The 15,607-nt window shown below is 48.8% G+C and carries 15 protein-coding genes; 13 read left to right on the top strand and 2 right to left on the bottom strand.

What is annotated here, in order from left to right; genetic code table 11:
- The first annotated feature begins 148 nt into the window (after positions 1-148).
- The 12 genes from ACOQPM_RS00165 to ACOQPM_RS00110 all read left to right on the top strand — a co-directional run bounded on the left by ACOQPM_RS00165 (position 149) and on the right by ACOQPM_RS00110 (position 11,284).
- The gene (locus ACOQPM_RS00165; protein WP_420627194.1) at positions 149-733 is read left to right on the top strand and encodes a transposase; all 585 of its coding nucleotides are present in this window, start codon (positions 149-151) and stop codon (positions 731-733) included.
- 28 nt (positions 734-761) lie between these two features.
- Complete coding sequence (locus tag ACOQPM_RS00160) at positions 762-2,132, top strand: tryptophanase (RefSeq protein WP_420627193.1); 1,371 nt, start codon at positions 762-764, stop codon at positions 2,130-2,132.
- Between the two features lie 110 nt (positions 2,133-2,242).
- Entirely contained in the window at positions 2,243-2,998 is a 756-nt protein-coding gene (locus tag ACOQPM_RS00155; RefSeq protein WP_420627192.1) for an SDR family oxidoreductase, read from the top strand.
- 73 nt (positions 2,999-3,071) lie between these two features.
- Positions 3,072-3,959 carry an AAA family ATPase gene (locus ACOQPM_RS00150; protein WP_420627191.1) on the top strand — a complete coding sequence of 296 codons (888 nt, stop codon included), beginning with the start codon at positions 3,072-3,074 and terminating at the stop codon, positions 3,957-3,959.
- Between the two features lie 61 nt (positions 3,960-4,020).
- A complete protein-coding gene (locus ACOQPM_RS00145; RefSeq protein WP_420627190.1) occupies positions 4,021-5,238 on the top strand; it encodes a vWA domain-containing protein in 1,218 nt (405 codons plus the stop codon).
- Between the two features lie 77 nt (positions 5,239-5,315).
- Complete coding sequence (locus tag ACOQPM_RS00140) at positions 5,316-5,981, top strand: endonuclease III domain-containing protein (RefSeq protein WP_420627189.1); 666 nt, start codon at positions 5,316-5,318, stop codon at positions 5,979-5,981.
- A 60-nt stretch (positions 5,982-6,041) separates the two neighbouring features.
- On the top strand, positions 6,042-6,662 hold the full coding sequence (locus ACOQPM_RS00135) for a CAP domain-containing protein (RefSeq protein WP_420627188.1): 621 nt from the start codon (positions 6,042-6,044) through the stop codon (positions 6,660-6,662).
- A gap of 12 nt (positions 6,663-6,674) precedes the next feature.
- The gene (locus ACOQPM_RS00130) at positions 6,675-7,229 is read left to right on the top strand and encodes a hypothetical protein (protein ID WP_420627187.1); all 555 of its coding nucleotides are present in this window, start codon (positions 6,675-6,677) and stop codon (positions 7,227-7,229) included.
- Between the two features lie 2 nt (positions 7,230-7,231).
- Positions 7,232-8,251 (top strand): XdhC family protein, encoded by a 1,020-nt coding sequence (locus ACOQPM_RS00125; protein WP_420627186.1) that lies wholly within the window; start codon positions 7,232-7,234, stop codon positions 8,249-8,251.
- The gene (locus tag ACOQPM_RS00120; RefSeq protein ID WP_420628241.1) at positions 8,251-8,712 is read left to right on the top strand and encodes a DUF4442 domain-containing protein; all 462 of its coding nucleotides are present in this window, start codon (positions 8,251-8,253) and stop codon (positions 8,710-8,712) included. Before ACOQPM_RS00125 ends, ACOQPM_RS00120 begins: the two co-directional genes overlap by 1 nt.
- Positions 8,713-8,717: 5 nt before the next feature.
- Positions 8,718-9,389, top strand: a complete 672-nt coding sequence (locus ACOQPM_RS00115; protein ID WP_420627185.1) for a DUF624 domain-containing protein — start codon at positions 8,718-8,720, stop codon at positions 9,387-9,389.
- A 365-nt stretch (positions 9,390-9,754) separates the two neighbouring features.
- On the top strand, positions 9,755-11,284 hold the full coding sequence (locus ACOQPM_RS00110; protein ID WP_420627184.1) for a hypothetical protein: 1,530 nt from the start codon (positions 9,755-9,757) through the stop codon (positions 11,282-11,284).
- A gap of 17 nt (positions 11,285-11,301) precedes the next feature.
- Here the strand turns inward: ACOQPM_RS00110 and ACOQPM_RS00105 are convergent, their stop codons facing one another.
- Entirely contained in the window at positions 11,302-13,734 is a 2,433-nt protein-coding gene (locus tag ACOQPM_RS00105) for a tetratricopeptide repeat protein (RefSeq protein ID WP_420627183.1), read from the bottom strand.
- Positions 13,735-14,037: 303 nt separating this feature from the next.
- Here ACOQPM_RS00105 and ACOQPM_RS00100 point away from each other — a divergent pair, with 303 nt between their 5' ends.
- Positions 14,038-14,625 carry a hypothetical protein gene (locus tag ACOQPM_RS00100; protein WP_420627182.1) on the top strand — a complete coding sequence of 196 codons (588 nt, stop codon included), beginning with the start codon at positions 14,038-14,040 and terminating at the stop codon, positions 14,623-14,625.
- Positions 14,626-14,806: 181 nt separating this feature from the next.
- On the opposite strand, the gene hypE is transcribed toward ACOQPM_RS00100, so the two are convergent.
- On the bottom strand, positions 14,807-15,607 hold an 801-nt coding region (gene hypE, locus ACOQPM_RS00095), incomplete at its 5' end, for a hydrogenase expression/formation protein HypE (RefSeq protein ID WP_420627181.1).

The raw sequence follows: 15,607 nt of genomic DNA, 5'->3' as shown, positions 1-15,607 counted from the left end.
ACCCCGGTCATCCCACCCTTCGCATCGCCAACCAATTGGCCTCACAAGTTGGTAAGCTGTTAAAATCGGGGCAGGTTTCTATTTTCCGCGAACGAAAGATGACAGTCACCTTAAAGGTGACTGTCATCTAAATTGTACAGGAGCACACATGCCTCACGCCAGAAAAGACGAGATTAGTTGGGTTCCTGGCCATTATTACCATTTGTATAATCGAGGCACACATAAAATAACAATTTTCCCCGAAGAGAAGAATTACCTTTATGTGCTAGGCAAAATCAAAAAATATCTCCTTGAGCTACAGTTGACACTCATTGCCTACTGCCTCATGCCCAACCATTACCACTTTTTAGTCCGGCAAGACGGTGATTTCGATGCAGGACTGTTGCCGCAGCGCGTATTCAACAGCTACTCCAAAGCATACAATAAGGCTTACGCCCACAGCGGCACGCTTTTTAAAGGGCGTTATCAAGCAAAACTCGTCTCTTCTAACAACTATTTGCTGCATTTGTGTCGCTACATTCACGCCAATCCCGTAAAAGATGGCCTGGTTCAGAATCTGGAAGAGTGGCAATTCTCTAATTACCTAGAGTGGATTGGAGAAAGGAATGGCAAATTAGTTGACAAGCAGTTTGTTGATGACAATTTTCCCAAACGATCTGATTACCTTGAATTTGTACAAGATTATTTACTCATGCGGCAACTGCCGGATGAGTTGAGCTACCTGGCAAAGTAGGTGACAGTCACCTTTATGGAGGCACTTCATGAAGTTCAAAACCATTATCGAACCATTTCGCATTAAAACCGTCGAACCGATCCGCCAAACCACCCGTGTGGAGCGGGAACGGCTTTTGGCAGAGGCACACTACAACTTGTTTCTGCTCAAAGCCGAAGACGTGCTCATTGACCTGCTCACCGACTCCGGTACAGGGGCGATGTCGTCCGGCCAATGGGCGGGCATGATGTTGGGGGACGAGTCGTATGCAGGCGCCAAGTCGTTTTACAAATTTGAAACGGCCGTTCGCACCATCACCGGCCTCAAACACGTCATCCCCACCCACCAGGGGCGCGCCGCTGAACGCATTCTGTTCGGCTCCGTGCTCAAACCGGGCGACATTGTGCCCAACAACACCCACTTCGACACCACCCGCGCCAACACGGAATACCGTAAAGCCATCGCGCTAGACATCCCCATCCCCGAAGCACATGATCCCGCCGCCATTTTGCCCTTCAAAGGCAACATTGATCTGGAAAAGCTGGAACGCACCATCGTCGAAAATCCGGGTAACGTGCCGCTGGCGATGATTACCGTCACCAACAACTCTGGCGGTGGGCAGCCTGTGAGCATGGCAAACATTCGCGCCGCCAGCCAGATTTGCCGCCAGCACGGCATCCCTCTCTTCCTAGACTGCTGCCGCTTTGCCGAGAACGCCTGGTTTATCAAAACCCGCGAAGAAGGGTACGCTGACAAAACGCCTCTGGAAATCGCGCAGGAAATGTTCAGCTACGTAGATGGTGCCACCATGAGCGCCAAAAAAGATGGCATGGGCAACATTGGCGGCTTCCTAGCCCTCAATGACGATACGCTGGCAGAAAAATGCAAGAATTTGCTCATCCTTACCGAAGGCTTCCCCACCTACGGCGGCCTGGCTGGGTATGATTTGGAAGCCCTGGCCGTGGGGCTAAAAGAGGTGCTGCACGAAGATTATTTGCGTTACCGCATCCGCTCGGTGGCTTACCTAGGCGATATTCTCACCGAGAATGGCATTCCGATTGTGCAGCCGCCGGGCGGCCATGCCATCTACATTGACGCCAAAACGATGTTGCCCCACATTCCCCAAAGTGAATATCCTGCCTGGGCACTGTCGCTAGCACTCTATCTGGAAGGCGGCATTCGCTCGGTGGAAATTGGCTCGGTGATGTTTGGTCAGCAGCCGGACGGCAGCGAAAAGCCAGCGGCGATGGAGCTAGTGCGCCTGGCCTTCCCGCGCCGCGTTTATACGCAAAGCCACGTAGATTATCTGGCCGAAGTGCTACTTTATGTCAACAGAATCAAAGGAAGCATTCGTGGCGTTCGCATCATGGATGCGCCGTCTGTGCTGCGGCACTTCTCGGCAAAAATGGCACTTATTTGACGTTAATCGGTAATCAGTATTCAGTGTGTCAGTAATCAGTGGCCCTGACCCGATACTGATTGCTGGTTACTGATTACCGACTACCGACCTACTGACTGATGGAGGTTCTTATGCAGCTAGATGGTAAAATTGCCCTGATCACGGGCGGCGGTTCTGGCATTGGCCGGGCAACGGCCGTTCTCTTTGCAAATCACGGTGCCAAATTAGCCATTGCCGACATAAATCCCGCTGGTGGACAGGAAACGGTGGAGATGGTCGCTGAGCAAGGTGGCGAGGCGTTTTTTGTCCAGACGGATGTATCGCAGGCAACCCAGGTGGAAAATATGGTGAATGAGGTGGTGGAGCGATACGGCCGTCTCGATATCGCCTTCAATAACGCAGGCATTGAAGGTCACCCCGTCCGCACCGTTGATGTCAGCGAAACCGACTTCGACCAGATCATGGCCGTCAATGTAAAAGGGGTCTGGCTCTGCATGAAATATCAAATTCCGCAGATGGTAGCCCTGGGAGGTGGCACAATCGTCAACGCATCGTCGGTGGCTGGGCTGGTGGGAACCCACTCTATGCCCGTTTATGGGGCTAGCAAACACGCCGTCATTGGCCTAACCAAATCGGCCGCTTTAGAATATGCACGCAAAGGCATTCGCATCAACGCCATTTGCCCTTCGGTTATTCGTACAAAGATGGTGGAGCGCGGCTTTGCCGAATTCCCGCAATTTGTGGAAGCCACCAAGCGCATCAATCCCATGCGCCGTCTGGGTGAACCGCACGAAGTAGCCGAAGCCGTGCTGTGGCTCTGCTCAGACGCGGCCTCGTTTGTCAATGGCACGGCGCTGGCGGTGGACGGTGGGTTTACATCTCAGTAATCGGTAAACGGTAATCCGTAATAGTGTCAACTATTGATTACCGATGACTGATTACTGAGACATCGGAGAATGAATGGAAATCCAATCAATTGACCAGCTACAGGCAGCCTTGCGTAATAAGAATTACGTGGCGGATCGGGGGTTGGCAACGGCCGTTTACCTCACATTAAAGCTGCAAAGACCTCTCTTTTTGGAAGGCGAACCCGGCGTGGGCAAGACAGAAATCGCCAAAGTGCTGGCCGATCTGCTAGACACGAAACTGATTCGCCTGCAATGCTACGAAGGGCTAGACGTGAACCAGGCGGTGTATGAATGGAACTACACTCGCCAGATGCTGCACATTCGCCTGCTGGAGGCCCGCGATGAGCGAGCCACCGAGGCCGAGTTATTTGGCCGGGAGTTTTTGTTGGAAAGGCCGCTTCTCCAAGCCATCCAACACAGCAAACCGCAACCACCCGTCCTGCTCATTGATGAAATTGACCGCAGCGATGAGGAGTTTGAAGCATTTTTGCTAGAAATTCTCTCCGACTTTCAAATCACCATCCCCGAAATTGGTACGATTAAAGCCAAGCAACCGCCTGTAGTCATACTCACCTCCAACCGCACCCGCGAACTCCACGATGCCCTCAAGCGGCGCTGCCTTTACCACTGGATTGATTACCCCAGCTTTGCCAAAGAGTTAGAAATCGTGCGCGCCAAGCTGCCCCACGCCGCCCAGCGGCTAGCAGAACAGGTTACTGCCTTCATCCAGGAGCTGCGCCAGCAGGATTTGTACAAGCTGCCCGGCGTGGCCGAAACGCTGGACTGGACGGCCGCACTGGTGGCACTGGACGCCCAAGCCCTTACGCTAGAAATTGTAGAAAGCACCCTCGGCGTCATCCTCAAATACCAGGACGACATCGAGAAGGTTAGCGGGGAAACGACGAGGCATATTTTTGATCGTGTGCGAACAAATGCGTAATTTACCCCTCCCTTGCCCTCTTCCTGGCAGGGAGAGGGCTGGGGTGAGGGTCTGATAACCCATGACTAACAACTACCTACTTCAGAACCTCATCTTGTTCGGCCGTTTGCTCCGCGCCCTGGGCGTAGACGTGAATCCGGGCCGGATGGTAGATTTGGTGCAAGCTCTGGAGCATGTGAATCTAGCCAGTAAGCCAGACTTTTTCTACACGGCTCGCTGCCTGCTGGTACATAACCGCGAAGATTTGCCCCTGTTTGAACAAGCGTTTACGCTATTTTGGCGTTCCCCGCGTGAAAAGATCAGCTTCAACAATTTTCTAAAAAGCCAGCCCGATGCGCCCGACGAACCAATGATGATCCCACCAGCACTGCAAGCGGAGCCAAACGGCCGTAACCTAGCCAAAGGTGAGGATGAAGCATCACAGCAAATCATCGAGGTAACGCAAACCTACAGCGTCCGTGAACGGCTGCGCCACAAAGATTTTGGCGACTTAACCCAGGCAGAGATACGAGACGTAAAGCATTTCATGGCCCAAATGGTGTGGCAACTGGGGCTGCGGCGCACGCGACGGCAGCAGCCGGGGCGCGGGCAGCAGCTAGATTTGCGGCGCAGCTTACGCCGCAACCTGCGCTACGGTGGCGAACTGATCGAGTGGCCCAGTCGCCAGCCAAAATTCAAGCCGCGCCCGCTCATCGTCATCGCCGACATCAGCGGCTCGATGGAGCGTTACACGCGACTGCTGCTGCACTTTATTTACAGTCTAGCCAAAGGATTGCAGCAGGCGGTGGAGGCGTTTGTTTTTAGCAGCCACCTCACTCGCATCACGCAGCAGCTGCGCGGCAAAGAGATTGATCGCGCCCTGGCCGAAGTCTCCCGCGAGGTGACGGATTGGTCAGGCGGCACACGCATTGGCGAATCGCTGAAAACGTTCAATTTTGCATGGGGTCGGCGGGTGCTGGGGCGCGGCGCGGTGGTGCTGCTCATCAGCGATGGCTGGGATAAGGGCGATCCGGTGCTGCTGAAGCAGGAAATCGGCCGTTTGCAGCGAAGCTGTCACCGGCTGGTCTGGCTGAATCCGCTGCTTGGCTTGGCAAAATACGAGCCGCTAACACGCGGAATGCAAGCCGCACTGCCGCACATTGACGATTTCTTACCGGTACACAATCTGGCTAGCCTGGAACAGTTGGTGACCCATTTGCAGGACTTGACGGTGCAGAAACGGCCGTCTCGCCGCCAGCAAATCACGCTTTCAGGAGCCGCCTTCATTCGATACAGGTGAATGGGACGCAGATGAATGCGGAAAACGCGGAAAGAAAAATCAGCGTTTATCGGCGTTAATCCGCGTCCAAAAAAGTTATGGAAAAAGAACTGTTTGACATTAATTGGGTGATGGAACAAGTGGCGGAAGCGGTACGGCCGTTTCCTAAAGCAGCCATGTTTGAACTGGCACAAAAAGGGCACGACAGCCCGTTCGAGCAGCTTGTGGGCTGCATCTTGTCCATTCGCACCTACGATGAGGTCTCCCTGCCCGTCTCGCTGAACTTGTTTGCCCGCGCTCGCACGCCAGCCCAAATAGCCGCATTGGACATCGCCGAACTCACTAAAATCATTCGCCGCAGCTCGTTCTCTGAACGCAAAGCAGCGCAAATCAAAGCAATTGCCCAGCAGCTGGTAGATGAATTTGAGGGCAAACTGCCCTGTGACCGTGACCTCATCTTGTCATTCAAAGGCGTGGGGCCAAAGTGTGCCAATCTAGCGCTGGGCATTGCCTGTGGCCAAAAATTCATAAGCGTAGATATTCATGTGCATCGCATCACCAACCGCTGGGGCTATGTAGCCGCAAAAACGCCGGAAAAGACAATGGCAGCCCTGCAAAACAAGCTCCCAGAAAAGTATTGGATTGACATCAATCGGCTGCTGGTTCCCTTTGGCAAGCATATTTGCACCGCCAGTCGCCCCCGCTGTACAAGCTGCCCGTTGGCACAAATGTGTTCGCGCATAGGAGTAGCGTCCTATCGCTAAGATTGAATCTTGCTGCCTGAACCGTTATTCTGCAAAGAAAATTTGGAATGGAGCAGAATAATGAAAAATAGAATCACTTTGGGCGTTGCTGTCTGGCTCATCCTGGCAGCAATGCTGTCTTGGTACCAACCCTCCTGGGCAGATGAACCTGTTATTTTGGGCGAACCCGCGCAGGGAACGGCCGTAGCCACAGCCACATCGCCCCCTGCACCAACAAATAGCGAACGGCCGTCCGGCAGCAATCTCCTCTACTTGCCCCTTATTAGCAACCAAAAACTGGGCCCCGAAGCCCAGGTGGTGGTTGATTTGATCAATGATGAGCGGGAGAAGGCAGGCTGTGCGCCCTTACAAGTTAATAGTAAACTGGTGGCAGCAGCACAAGGGCACAGTGAAGATATGGCCTTTAATGATTTCTTTTCACATACAGGGTCAAACGGCTCTTCACCCGGCCAGCGCATTGCCGCACAAGGGTACAGCTACTCCACTTGGGGAGAAAACATTGCTGCTGGGTACAGTACGGCCGCCAGCGCAGTTAATGGCTGGATGAACAGCTCTGGCCACCGCGCCAACATTCTGAATTGCAATTATCAGGAAACAGGCGTCGGTTACTACTACCTGGCAAATGATACTGGCAATGAAAACTGGAACCGCTATTGGACACAGGTTTTTGCGTCTCCCTAAGGGAAGTGAATAATGTTATCAACCTGTCTCACTCAGGTTATTCCTATCATTTTAAGCAAACAAGAATTGGCCATTCCCATAAAACAAAGAGCCAAATTTGAAGGCTGGTTTAAACTAGAGTTAGCCGCTTCTCTTCAAACGGCTGGTTTCAAAGTAACCTTAGAAGAATCTTATCAGGTTTCAGAACGGCTACATTTTGCCGATATTGCTGTTGCTGAAAATCATGCAACTAGTTTCATCATGTTAAAAACAGTTAATACAAATTTTCGCTTTGCAGGTGTTGAAAATCGTTCACGACCAATCACTAACAATATCACAGGAGTCATTAAAGATATTCATAAACTGAAGGGCTTGCCATCAAACAAAATTGGCTATGTTCTGTTTCCAATATTTCCAGTATCTGCACACAGTCAAGTTAGGGATCATCAATTGAAGAGGCATTTAGCTCGAATCCAAAATGAAGCTGTTGACCTTCTTTTCTCCAATTTTGTTCAACGCAAGTCAGAATATGGTATTGGATACTTTTTGTATAGGGTTCGAGAAGTGTTTGACCCTCAGATAAGCTAAAAATGAAAGAGGTGCTTACAGACATCATTCAATGGTTGGAAACTGAGAAACCTGTGGCTCTGGCGACGGTGATTCAAACTTGGGGCTCTGCGCCGCGCAAGGTGGGTGCCAAGATGGCGATGACGCCAGACGGCCGTATTGCTGGATCAGTCAGTGGGGGCTGTGTGGAAGGAGCGGTGTTTGAGGAAGGTACGGCCGTTCTGCAAACCAACCACCCTAAATTACTGCATTACGGCGTTGCCGATGAGACTGCCTGGGGCGTAGGGCTGGCCTGTGGCGGCACGATTGAAATTTTTGTGGAACCATTGGATACGGCCGTTATCCAATTCATCCACAACCTCGTCCAAAACGACGAAGCGGGGGCAGCTATCACCGTTATTCGCGGGCCAGAAGCATTGCTGGGGCGCAAGCTGGCCGTTAGCCATGTTGGGGAGCAGCTTGGCACGCTGGGGGATGCCGCATTGGATGCACAAGCGATTGCCGCTGAGGGAACGGCCGTTCACCCACAGCGCGTTCAGCTTAATGACGATGTTGAAATTTTCATAGACACCGTGCGCCCCGCCCCGACGTTGATCGTGGTGGGTGGCGTTCATATCGCCATTGCCCTTACTAACTTTGCCAAGACACTAGGCTACCGCACTCTGGTCATAGATCCACGCCGCGCTTTTGGCAGCAAGGAGCGGTTTCCGCACGTTGACAAACTGATTCAAGCCTGGCCTGACAAAGCGTTTGAGCAGGTGGAGATTACGGAGGAAACGGCCGTTGCCCTACTCACCCACGACCCCAAAATTGACGACCCGGCTCTGAAAATCATCCTCAAAACCAAGCCATTCTACATTGGTGCTCTCGGCAGCAAGAAAACTCACGCCAAGCGCGTGGAGCGGCTGCGCGGCTATGGCTTTAGCGAGGTGGAAATCGGCCGTATTCACGCCCCCATCGGGCTAGACATTGCTGCCCAAACGCCAGAAGAAATCGCCCTCGCTATCATGGCCGAGATCATACAGGCACGGAGTGGAAATTGATGAAAATGACGCCCAAACTGCTGAAATGGTTGCTCAACATCTACCCGCCCTATCTTGGAGCTGGCGTTAAAATCAGCCACATCAGCGAGGATTGGAAAGAGCTAAACGTTTCTATGTCTCTGCGTTGGTACAATCGGAACTTTGTGGGTACACAGTTTGGCGGCAGCCTTTATTCGATGGTTGACCCCCACCTGATGCTGCTTTTGATGCAGCTACTAGGCAGAGAGTACATAGTTTGGGACAAAGCAGCCGAGATAGATTTTATTAAGCCCGGTAAAAGCAAAGTCCATTCTGTCATCAGCATTTCAGATGAGGTTTTGGCAGAAATAAGGCAAAATACGGCAAATGGTGAAAAATATTTTCCCAACTTCATCGTTGAGATTAAAGATGAACAAGATGTGCTTGTGGCCAGCGTAAAGAAAACGATCTACGTGCGAAAAAAACAATCTGAGCCAAGATAACCAACATGACCTTGTTTAAACAAAACGACGGCTCCCCATCTAACTTATTGGCGTTTTTTAACACGCTCACAAATTTTATTTTATTCAACATGCTGTGGCTGGGTGGCTCACTGCTTATTGTCACCATTCCGGCCGTAACGGCCGCACTATTTGCTTCCGTTGCGCCATGGGCGCGGGGGCAATCGGCGGATGCACCACTGGTTACATTTTGGACGGCCGTTCGCCGCTACTGGCGTAAAGCAACAGTTCTGGGCGTTATTGATTTGCTTCTTGGCGGATTGATTGGCCTTAATTTGTTTTTCATTTGGCAAAATGGCTTTGACTCATCTATCGCTTTGCCTGCCTTCATTATCACATCCCTGTTTGGCTTGTTTCTCATTGTGGCAAATGTGTATCTGTGGCCGCTGTTGGTCACGCTAGACCCGCCTTTGAGAAGCTGGTTGAAGAATGGTTTGCGGCTCTCCGTGGCGCATTTATTTTGGGGGATTTGGGTAGCTATGATGGCAATGACACCATTGGCAGTCAGCGTGTTTTTGCCGCGCGTCACCTTTCTCATCCTCACCTTTGCAGCGGCTGCGCTCCTCACCTACTGGGGGGCTTGGCGCGTCATGAAGCGGTATTTGGATGCTGAAGATTTTCAGGCGTTGGGGCTAGAATTGAAAGCAGGGGAAATCTAGCTAACCAACAATTGGAAACTTAGAAGCATTTGCTCCTATCAAACCAAGCTATAATGCCAGAATTGATAATATATCATCCCGGCCATTATAGCCGAGAGTTTGTACCAACGTTCAATGTGCCAAATGGTTCCAAGTCTATTTGTGGAAAAATTCATCCAAATTCATCCAAATAGTTACTGTTTATTTGAAAGATTATCACTATACTTTTTTAAAAAGGCAAATAACGAAAAGGAATGCTCAGAGAGCTAAAAACCTTCCTGAGATGCCTTGGAATGTGCCTTAGAAACTTTACTTTAATCAAAAGGACAGGGGCATCTATATATTTTTGATTACGGGGATTATTGCATTTTCGCAAGGAGAAAATCATGGCTAATCTAGGGCAACAACATTGGGATGATCGTTATGAAGCTCTTGGAGTTTCTCAACAATCTGTGGCAAATTCTGTTAATGATGATCAAGGCAATTTGCAAATCGAAAAAGCATGGTATCAACGATTGGTGAATATTCTTCACAATTTCACTACTAAGCGATTTAACTTCTTTTCTGGTCTTTTCTACGATGAACAAGCACAAAAATCACTGGCTCTCGTTTATACTCCTCAGGGACTAAACATCAATCTGCTACCCTGGCTACACAATAACAAATTATCTGATTTACATACACTTTTTCCTTATTCTCGTCTTTTATATTCTCCTGATGATGATCCTCAGCGAATCATTTTACCGACAGAACTTATTGAAATTTTTTTTCCAAGATTTCGGACTGCTCCAACTTTACTGGCTTCACCACGCCATCCAGTAAGTTACGTTATACGTACACTTCTTGACCAATCCTACTTTGACCTTTCGGTAATTCAACGAGCTTTCCAACAAAGAGAGCAGGGAAGTGATGAGGAAAAAAGCACTTTACAAATTGCTGATTGGTTTGCTAAGGATGCTCTTCAATTTGCTGAGGGAAAATTAATAGACCCCACTGTTCCTATAACCTATTTTCAAAAGTCTGCATCTGTTCGGGTGATTCCTTATGCAAATGCGGCATTAATTGGCATTCCGTTTTCATGCACTACTTGGGATGCAGATTATTTAGCAATTGCTCACGAAGTCGGCCATCATGTTTATTGGCACGGTAGAATTGACGGAGTGCCAATACCAAATTACTTAGCCCTTGAGTTTAGAGGATATCCCAAATGGTTGCTGAAATGGATGGAAGAGATATTTTCAGATGTTTATGGAACAATTATAGCTGGGCCTGTTATTGCTTTAAGATTCCAAGACATGCTTCTCAGCCAGTTGCCAACTCACTTTGTCTACGATGATGGTGCTCATCCAATACCATTGTTGCGCTCCTGGATTTACATATATGCATTGGAACAACTCGACAATCTAATCCCAGATGCTGTTATTAAAGGATTAAAAAACCACTGGGAATATCATGAGAAAACAAGAGCATTAGAGAGGAGTTCCTTTTTATCTAATACTGACTGGGGATTAACGGATTCGCAACCACATTTTGAAAATGTGTCTATTGATCAGGCTAAAGATTACTTGAAAGAAATTGTCAAAAAAATTATTGAGATTCTTGGCAAGCCTGAGGAAGATAAGTTATGGTCAAAGTCGGTTAACGAACCTATTAATTATTACGCTCCAGAAAATATGGCGCAGCTCAAGTTTCAATTAGATCAACTTTACAAGGAATTTCCTGAGGAGGAAAACTCAATTAATTATCCTAACGAGACTGAAATTCAAGCAATAACAGATTCATTGGAAGATCAACTGATTGATTTTATTCAAGGTCTGCGCGGTAATGAAAATATTCCACCACATATTTGGTTACCCGTTTTTGCAGCGGGCGGCTGGACACTCAAAGGACCAGAAACTGAACCTGTTGTTGGATAATCAATCTAACTACACGTTTAACAAAACCTGTCATTCAATTCATTCAATCTTGTTTCTAACAAGTTACTTTTGATTGTCCTGGCAATTGTCAAGGCAGCTTCCCATTCTTGGCAAGCTGCCTCCACATTATCTTGCCGCCTATAAATGCGGCCTAATGTCAATCTAGCATTAGCAATACCAAATTGAAAATCAAGCTGTTTGCTGATCTCTTGGCTTTGGCGGGCATGTTCATAAGCCAGGTGGTATTTTGCCTGTGCCAAATCGGCCTTACCCCAATCCAATTCAATCAATGCCGCCACATTAAGCGCATTCGCCTCTGAAGACCGATCGCCCATTTGCTGGAAGAGATCAAGACTTCTTTCAATATAATCCCTCGCCATTTCAAACTCGCTCTGCTGTCTGCATAGATTGGCAAATGTGTAATAAGTACGAGCTGTTTCGGCCTGATCATCTAATGCCTCACTCAATAAAAGGGCATCAGCACAGTAGCTTTGTGCCTCATCAACATACTCTTGTGCTAGCGCAATCATCGTTAAGCGCAACAATACTTTTAGAATCCCTAACTGGTTGCTTAGCTCTCTTTGCAGTTTAAGGGCATCGTGGCAAAGTTTAGTCGCCTCTTCATATTCAGCCCGATGGTATGCAATATTCCCCATACGGTACAGCGAGTTTGCCATACCACTCACATCCTCAACAATCTGGTAGTGATGCCACGCTTCTTGTAAAGCCTGTTCTGCTTCATCATAACTATCTTGTTCAAGCTGAACCCGCGCCGAATGATAATGCGCGTTTGCTATTCCCTGGGCATCTTCTACGCTTTGAAACAAATCCAAACTCTTCTTAAGCTTTTGAGCTGCTTCCAAATAATCAGATTGCTCTAGGCAAGCAATACCCCAGTGCAGTTGGATATCAGCCAACTGTTTTTCATTACTTGCGGCTAAAGCGGCCTCATCTGCCCAACCATAACCCTGTCTTGCGCTGCTATATTGTGCCTGGGTAAACCAAACAGGCTGTAATGTTCCGACATAATCGAGCACCAGTTCCCAGCTTTGTTGTGTGTAAGCATGCCGCATTCCAGCCATGATATTTTGCCAATCTTCCCGCAATACTTCGTAATTTGGGGTATGTTCTTCAGCATACGTTTGATAATAGGCTGACACTTGAAGATAAAGTTCAGGTGGATTGTTCGCTTTCTCATGGGCAAAGCTAGCAAGTAAGGGGTGCTGTTTATAGCGGCGGGGCTCCTCTGACACAATCTCTAGTAAAAACAGTGCATATAATTCACCTAGTGTCGTCGTTGCCATTAGCAAATCTATATTTGCAATATGGGCAAAAGCTTCTAACGAAAATGAACGTCCAGAAAAAAGTGCTAATAACCGAAAGGCTTGTTGAAGCGTACCTTCCAATAATTCCCAACTTTGCTCAAACGCAGTTCGGACAGCTTCATCACCTACTTGAAGTCGGTTTAATCGCGTACGAATGCTGCGAAGTTGTTCTAACAACATGGGCAAAGGTGCCATCAACAATCTCGCTCGACGAGCGAAAATATTAACTGCCAATGGCAAATACCCCAACAATTCACAAATTTCCTGCTTAACAAACTGGGGAGCTTCTGCAAAGCTAAAACCCAATGAATCTTGCAGGAGTTGTAAGCTGTTTTGTTCCCGCATTGGCTGCAAGGACACAATTGCCTCATCAACAGGTGTCAAACCGTGTGCTATTGTTTTTTGTCTCGTTGTGACGAGTATGGAGCAATCGGCTAGTTGCGAAGGAATAAGTTGTTTCACACGTTGCAAACTGGTTGCATCATCCAAAATGATGAGTGTGTTTTTACCCGTTAGCACGCCCCACATATATGAAGCGCGACCTTCTACATTTGAAAGTGCGCTTATATCAACGTCGTAAGCTAGAGCCCAATTTTCCAATATTTGGTCATTTTCCAAGTTTCGCATGTCTGCCCAAAGAATGCCATCCCGAAATTGGGGTGCTAATGATTGAGCTATATGCACTGCCAATGATGTTTTTCCTATCCCGCCCATTCCTTGAATGGCACAGAGCCGCTCATTTTTGAGCAATCTTTCAGTTACTATCTGTTGTTCCTCTAATCTGCCAATAAACTCGTGAATATGGAGGCGTGGTAGTTGAATAGGAGGGGCTTTCTCCTGCCAGCCACTCAGCAATTTTTGTCCTTTTTCATCGGCAACGCCTAATAAAGTATCAATTGGAGAATGTCCAGCCGTTTGCAAAAGTTCGTCAACTTCAGCCTTTGTCAACCCCAACACTTTAGCAGATGAAACTAAATCTCTCCAATGCCTAGGACGCTTGACAAAACCATTAGCCCAGCTTGTGATGGTTTTTGCAGGCACACCAGATTTTTGCGAAATCTGACTGAAGCTCAATCCAGAGCGTTCTTTATATTTGCTTACCAAATCTGCTAAAGAAACTGTCATCACTTCCTCGTTTCATCCGATTTAATCAACTATGGCTTAGTAATCACCCGGCAAACAGATTATGATGGTCATGAAATGCCAATACATCATTCCACAAATTCCAACAACCCTGGTAATCCATAAGTGAATATTCTGAGAAACTCGATGTTCGGCAACGTTCTGAATTGTACAACACTGAAAAGGCGAAAAGGGTTTCGCAGGCTAGTTAATTGAGGAGGTGGTTTATCTGTGTTTGATTAAGCGTTATCTCTAATTTCTGTCCTAAAGAATGAGTAGTCGTTTTTATTTTACAAGGAGTAAAAAATGTCTGACAATGAATTAGTATTTGAAGTAGAAAATGATGAGAATGTATCCGTGAGCAACGTTAACAATGGAGACTCTCTACCAGAACCTGCAAACAGTCTTGAGTCTACGATGGATGGTATTTTACCTCCCTGGGTTCAGCGGTATCCAGGTGTCTTCCAAACGCCATTCCCTCCAAAATCCCCGCATTTGTACGGACACATTGAAGCCAGTGTTCTGGATAGCGGCGTAGCCCCGAACACCGTTATCAAAGTCGGAGATGATTGGTATGTGGATATCTACTGGTCATTAAAAGGTACTTTAATGCCCTTGATTTATGGAAAGTGGTGTATTCGCTTACATCTGGAATCAATGGGGCGCGGGAAAGAGTTCAATTATCCGCGTAAGGGACGTGAGATTTACGTTCGTGCTAACCCGTGCGGCAATGGCTACTATCGTTACCGTGTCAAAGTACCCGCCGGCACTGTTACGGCCAAACATCATGGAATCCCGTACAAGCTAGTGGTTTCGGTCACTTTCTACGACTATTGTGGAGAGCCTGGCCGTATCACTGGCGTTGTAGAAGGGCCGATCCTGTACTTCTCTTAGGCATGCCATAATGGATATCCTTACCTGCCCTACCACATAGAACGCACTGACGACACAGCAGGTGATACATCGTAAGCAATCTCTGTTGTGCCAGGGAGGAAGCGGCTGTTCTCAGCAATCTGTTGAGAACAGCCGTTTTTCACTTCTTTCTCTAGAAAAACTCGCTATTTCACCATGATTATTAGCAAATGCGCGGTAGTTGCTCCCCAATTTGCATAGAGATGACCCGCGTGCCGCCGATGCCGGTTCGAGCCACCAACATGCCGGGATGCTCTGAGACGACTTTGCCGATAACGGCCGTTTCCCGCCCCAACGCATGATTCCGCATCACCGCAACCACTTTGTCCGCCTCATTTTCTGGCACAATCGCCAGCAATTTCCCCTCATTCGCCACAAAGATTGGATCCATCCCCAGCAGTTCACAGGCTGCCTTCACCGCCGGATTCACCGGAATCTTGTTTTCGTTTAGCACGATGCCCACCTGGGAGCTTTGGGCAATCTCGTTGAGCGAGGAGGCCACGCCACCCCGCGTTGGGTCACGCAGCACGTGAATGTTGGGGCAAACGTCCAGCATTTGGGCAATGAGGCCGTTGAGAGCGGCCGTATCGCTCACAATGGGTGCTTCAAAGGCCAGTCCCTCGCGCACGCTCATGATCGCCATGCCGTGGTCGCCAATGGTGCCGCTGACAATGACCACATCCCCCGGCTTGGCCTGGTTTGGTGCAATCGCCAGGCCATCTGGCACGATACCAACGCCGCTGGTATTAATGAACACGCCATCGCCATGACCCTTGTCCACCACCTTCGTGTCCCCGGTGATGATAGCCACGTCCGCTTTGGCCGCTGCCGCCGCCATGCTGTCTACAATCTGGCCCAGCGCACTTAGCGGCAACCCTTCCTCGATGATGAAGCCGACGGTGAGGTAGAGGGGCTTGGCTCCGCTCATGCTGATGTCGTTGATGGTGCCGTTGATGGCTAGCTC

The organism is Candidatus Leptofilum sp. (assembly GCF_965223525.1).
GTDB lineage: Bacteria > Chloroflexota > Anaerolineae > Promineifilales > Promineifilaceae > Leptofilum.
The sequence above is the reverse complement of the archived record's forward strand: the minus strand, read 5'-3'. Positions and strand labels throughout refer to the sequence as shown.

Bases quoted from the DNA above. Each gene is read 5' to 3' on its own strand.
- ACOQPM_RS00125 (WP_420627186.1), top strand. From the start codon at position 7,232: ATGAAAGAGGTGCTTACAGACATCATTCAATGGTTGGAAACTGAGAAA.
- ACOQPM_RS00135 (WP_420627188.1), top strand. From the start codon at position 6,042: ATGAAAAATAGAATCACTTTGGGCGTTGCTGTCTGGCTCATCCTGGCA.
- ACOQPM_RS00140 (WP_420627189.1), top strand. From the start codon at position 5,316: ATGGAAAAAGAACTGTTTGACATTAATTGGGTGATGGAACAAGTGGCG.
- ACOQPM_RS00110 (WP_420627184.1), top strand. From the start codon at position 9,755: ATGGCTAATCTAGGGCAACAACATTGGGATGATCGTTATGAAGCTCTT.
- ACOQPM_RS00100 (WP_420627182.1), top strand. From the start codon at position 14,038: ATGTCTGACAATGAATTAGTATTTGAAGTAGAAAATGATGAGAATGTA.
- ACOQPM_RS00155 (WP_420627192.1), top strand. From the start codon at position 2,243: ATGCAGCTAGATGGTAAAATTGCCCTGATCACGGGCGGCGGTTCTGGC.
- ACOQPM_RS00150 (WP_420627191.1), top strand. From the start codon at position 3,072: ATGGAAATCCAATCAATTGACCAGCTACAGGCAGCCTTGCGTAATAAG.
- ACOQPM_RS00165 (WP_420627194.1), top strand. From the start codon at position 149: ATGCCTCACGCCAGAAAAGACGAGATTAGTTGGGTTCCTGGCCATTAT.
- ACOQPM_RS00120 (WP_420628241.1), top strand. From the start codon at position 8,251: ATGAAAATGACGCCCAAACTGCTGAAATGGTTGCTCAACATCTACCCG.
- ACOQPM_RS00160 (WP_420627193.1), top strand. From the start codon at position 762: ATGAAGTTCAAAACCATTATCGAACCATTTCGCATTAAAACCGTCGAA.
- ACOQPM_RS00115 (WP_420627185.1), top strand. From the start codon at position 8,718: ATGACCTTGTTTAAACAAAACGACGGCTCCCCATCTAACTTATTGGCG.
- ACOQPM_RS00145 (WP_420627190.1), top strand. From the start codon at position 4,021: ATGACTAACAACTACCTACTTCAGAACCTCATCTTGTTCGGCCGTTTG.
- ACOQPM_RS00130 (WP_420627187.1), top strand. From the start codon at position 6,675: ATGTTATCAACCTGTCTCACTCAGGTTATTCCTATCATTTTAAGCAAA.
- ACOQPM_RS00105 (WP_420627183.1), bottom strand. From the start codon at position 13,734: ATGACAGTTTCTTTAGCAGATTTGGTAAGCAAATATAAAGAACGCTCT.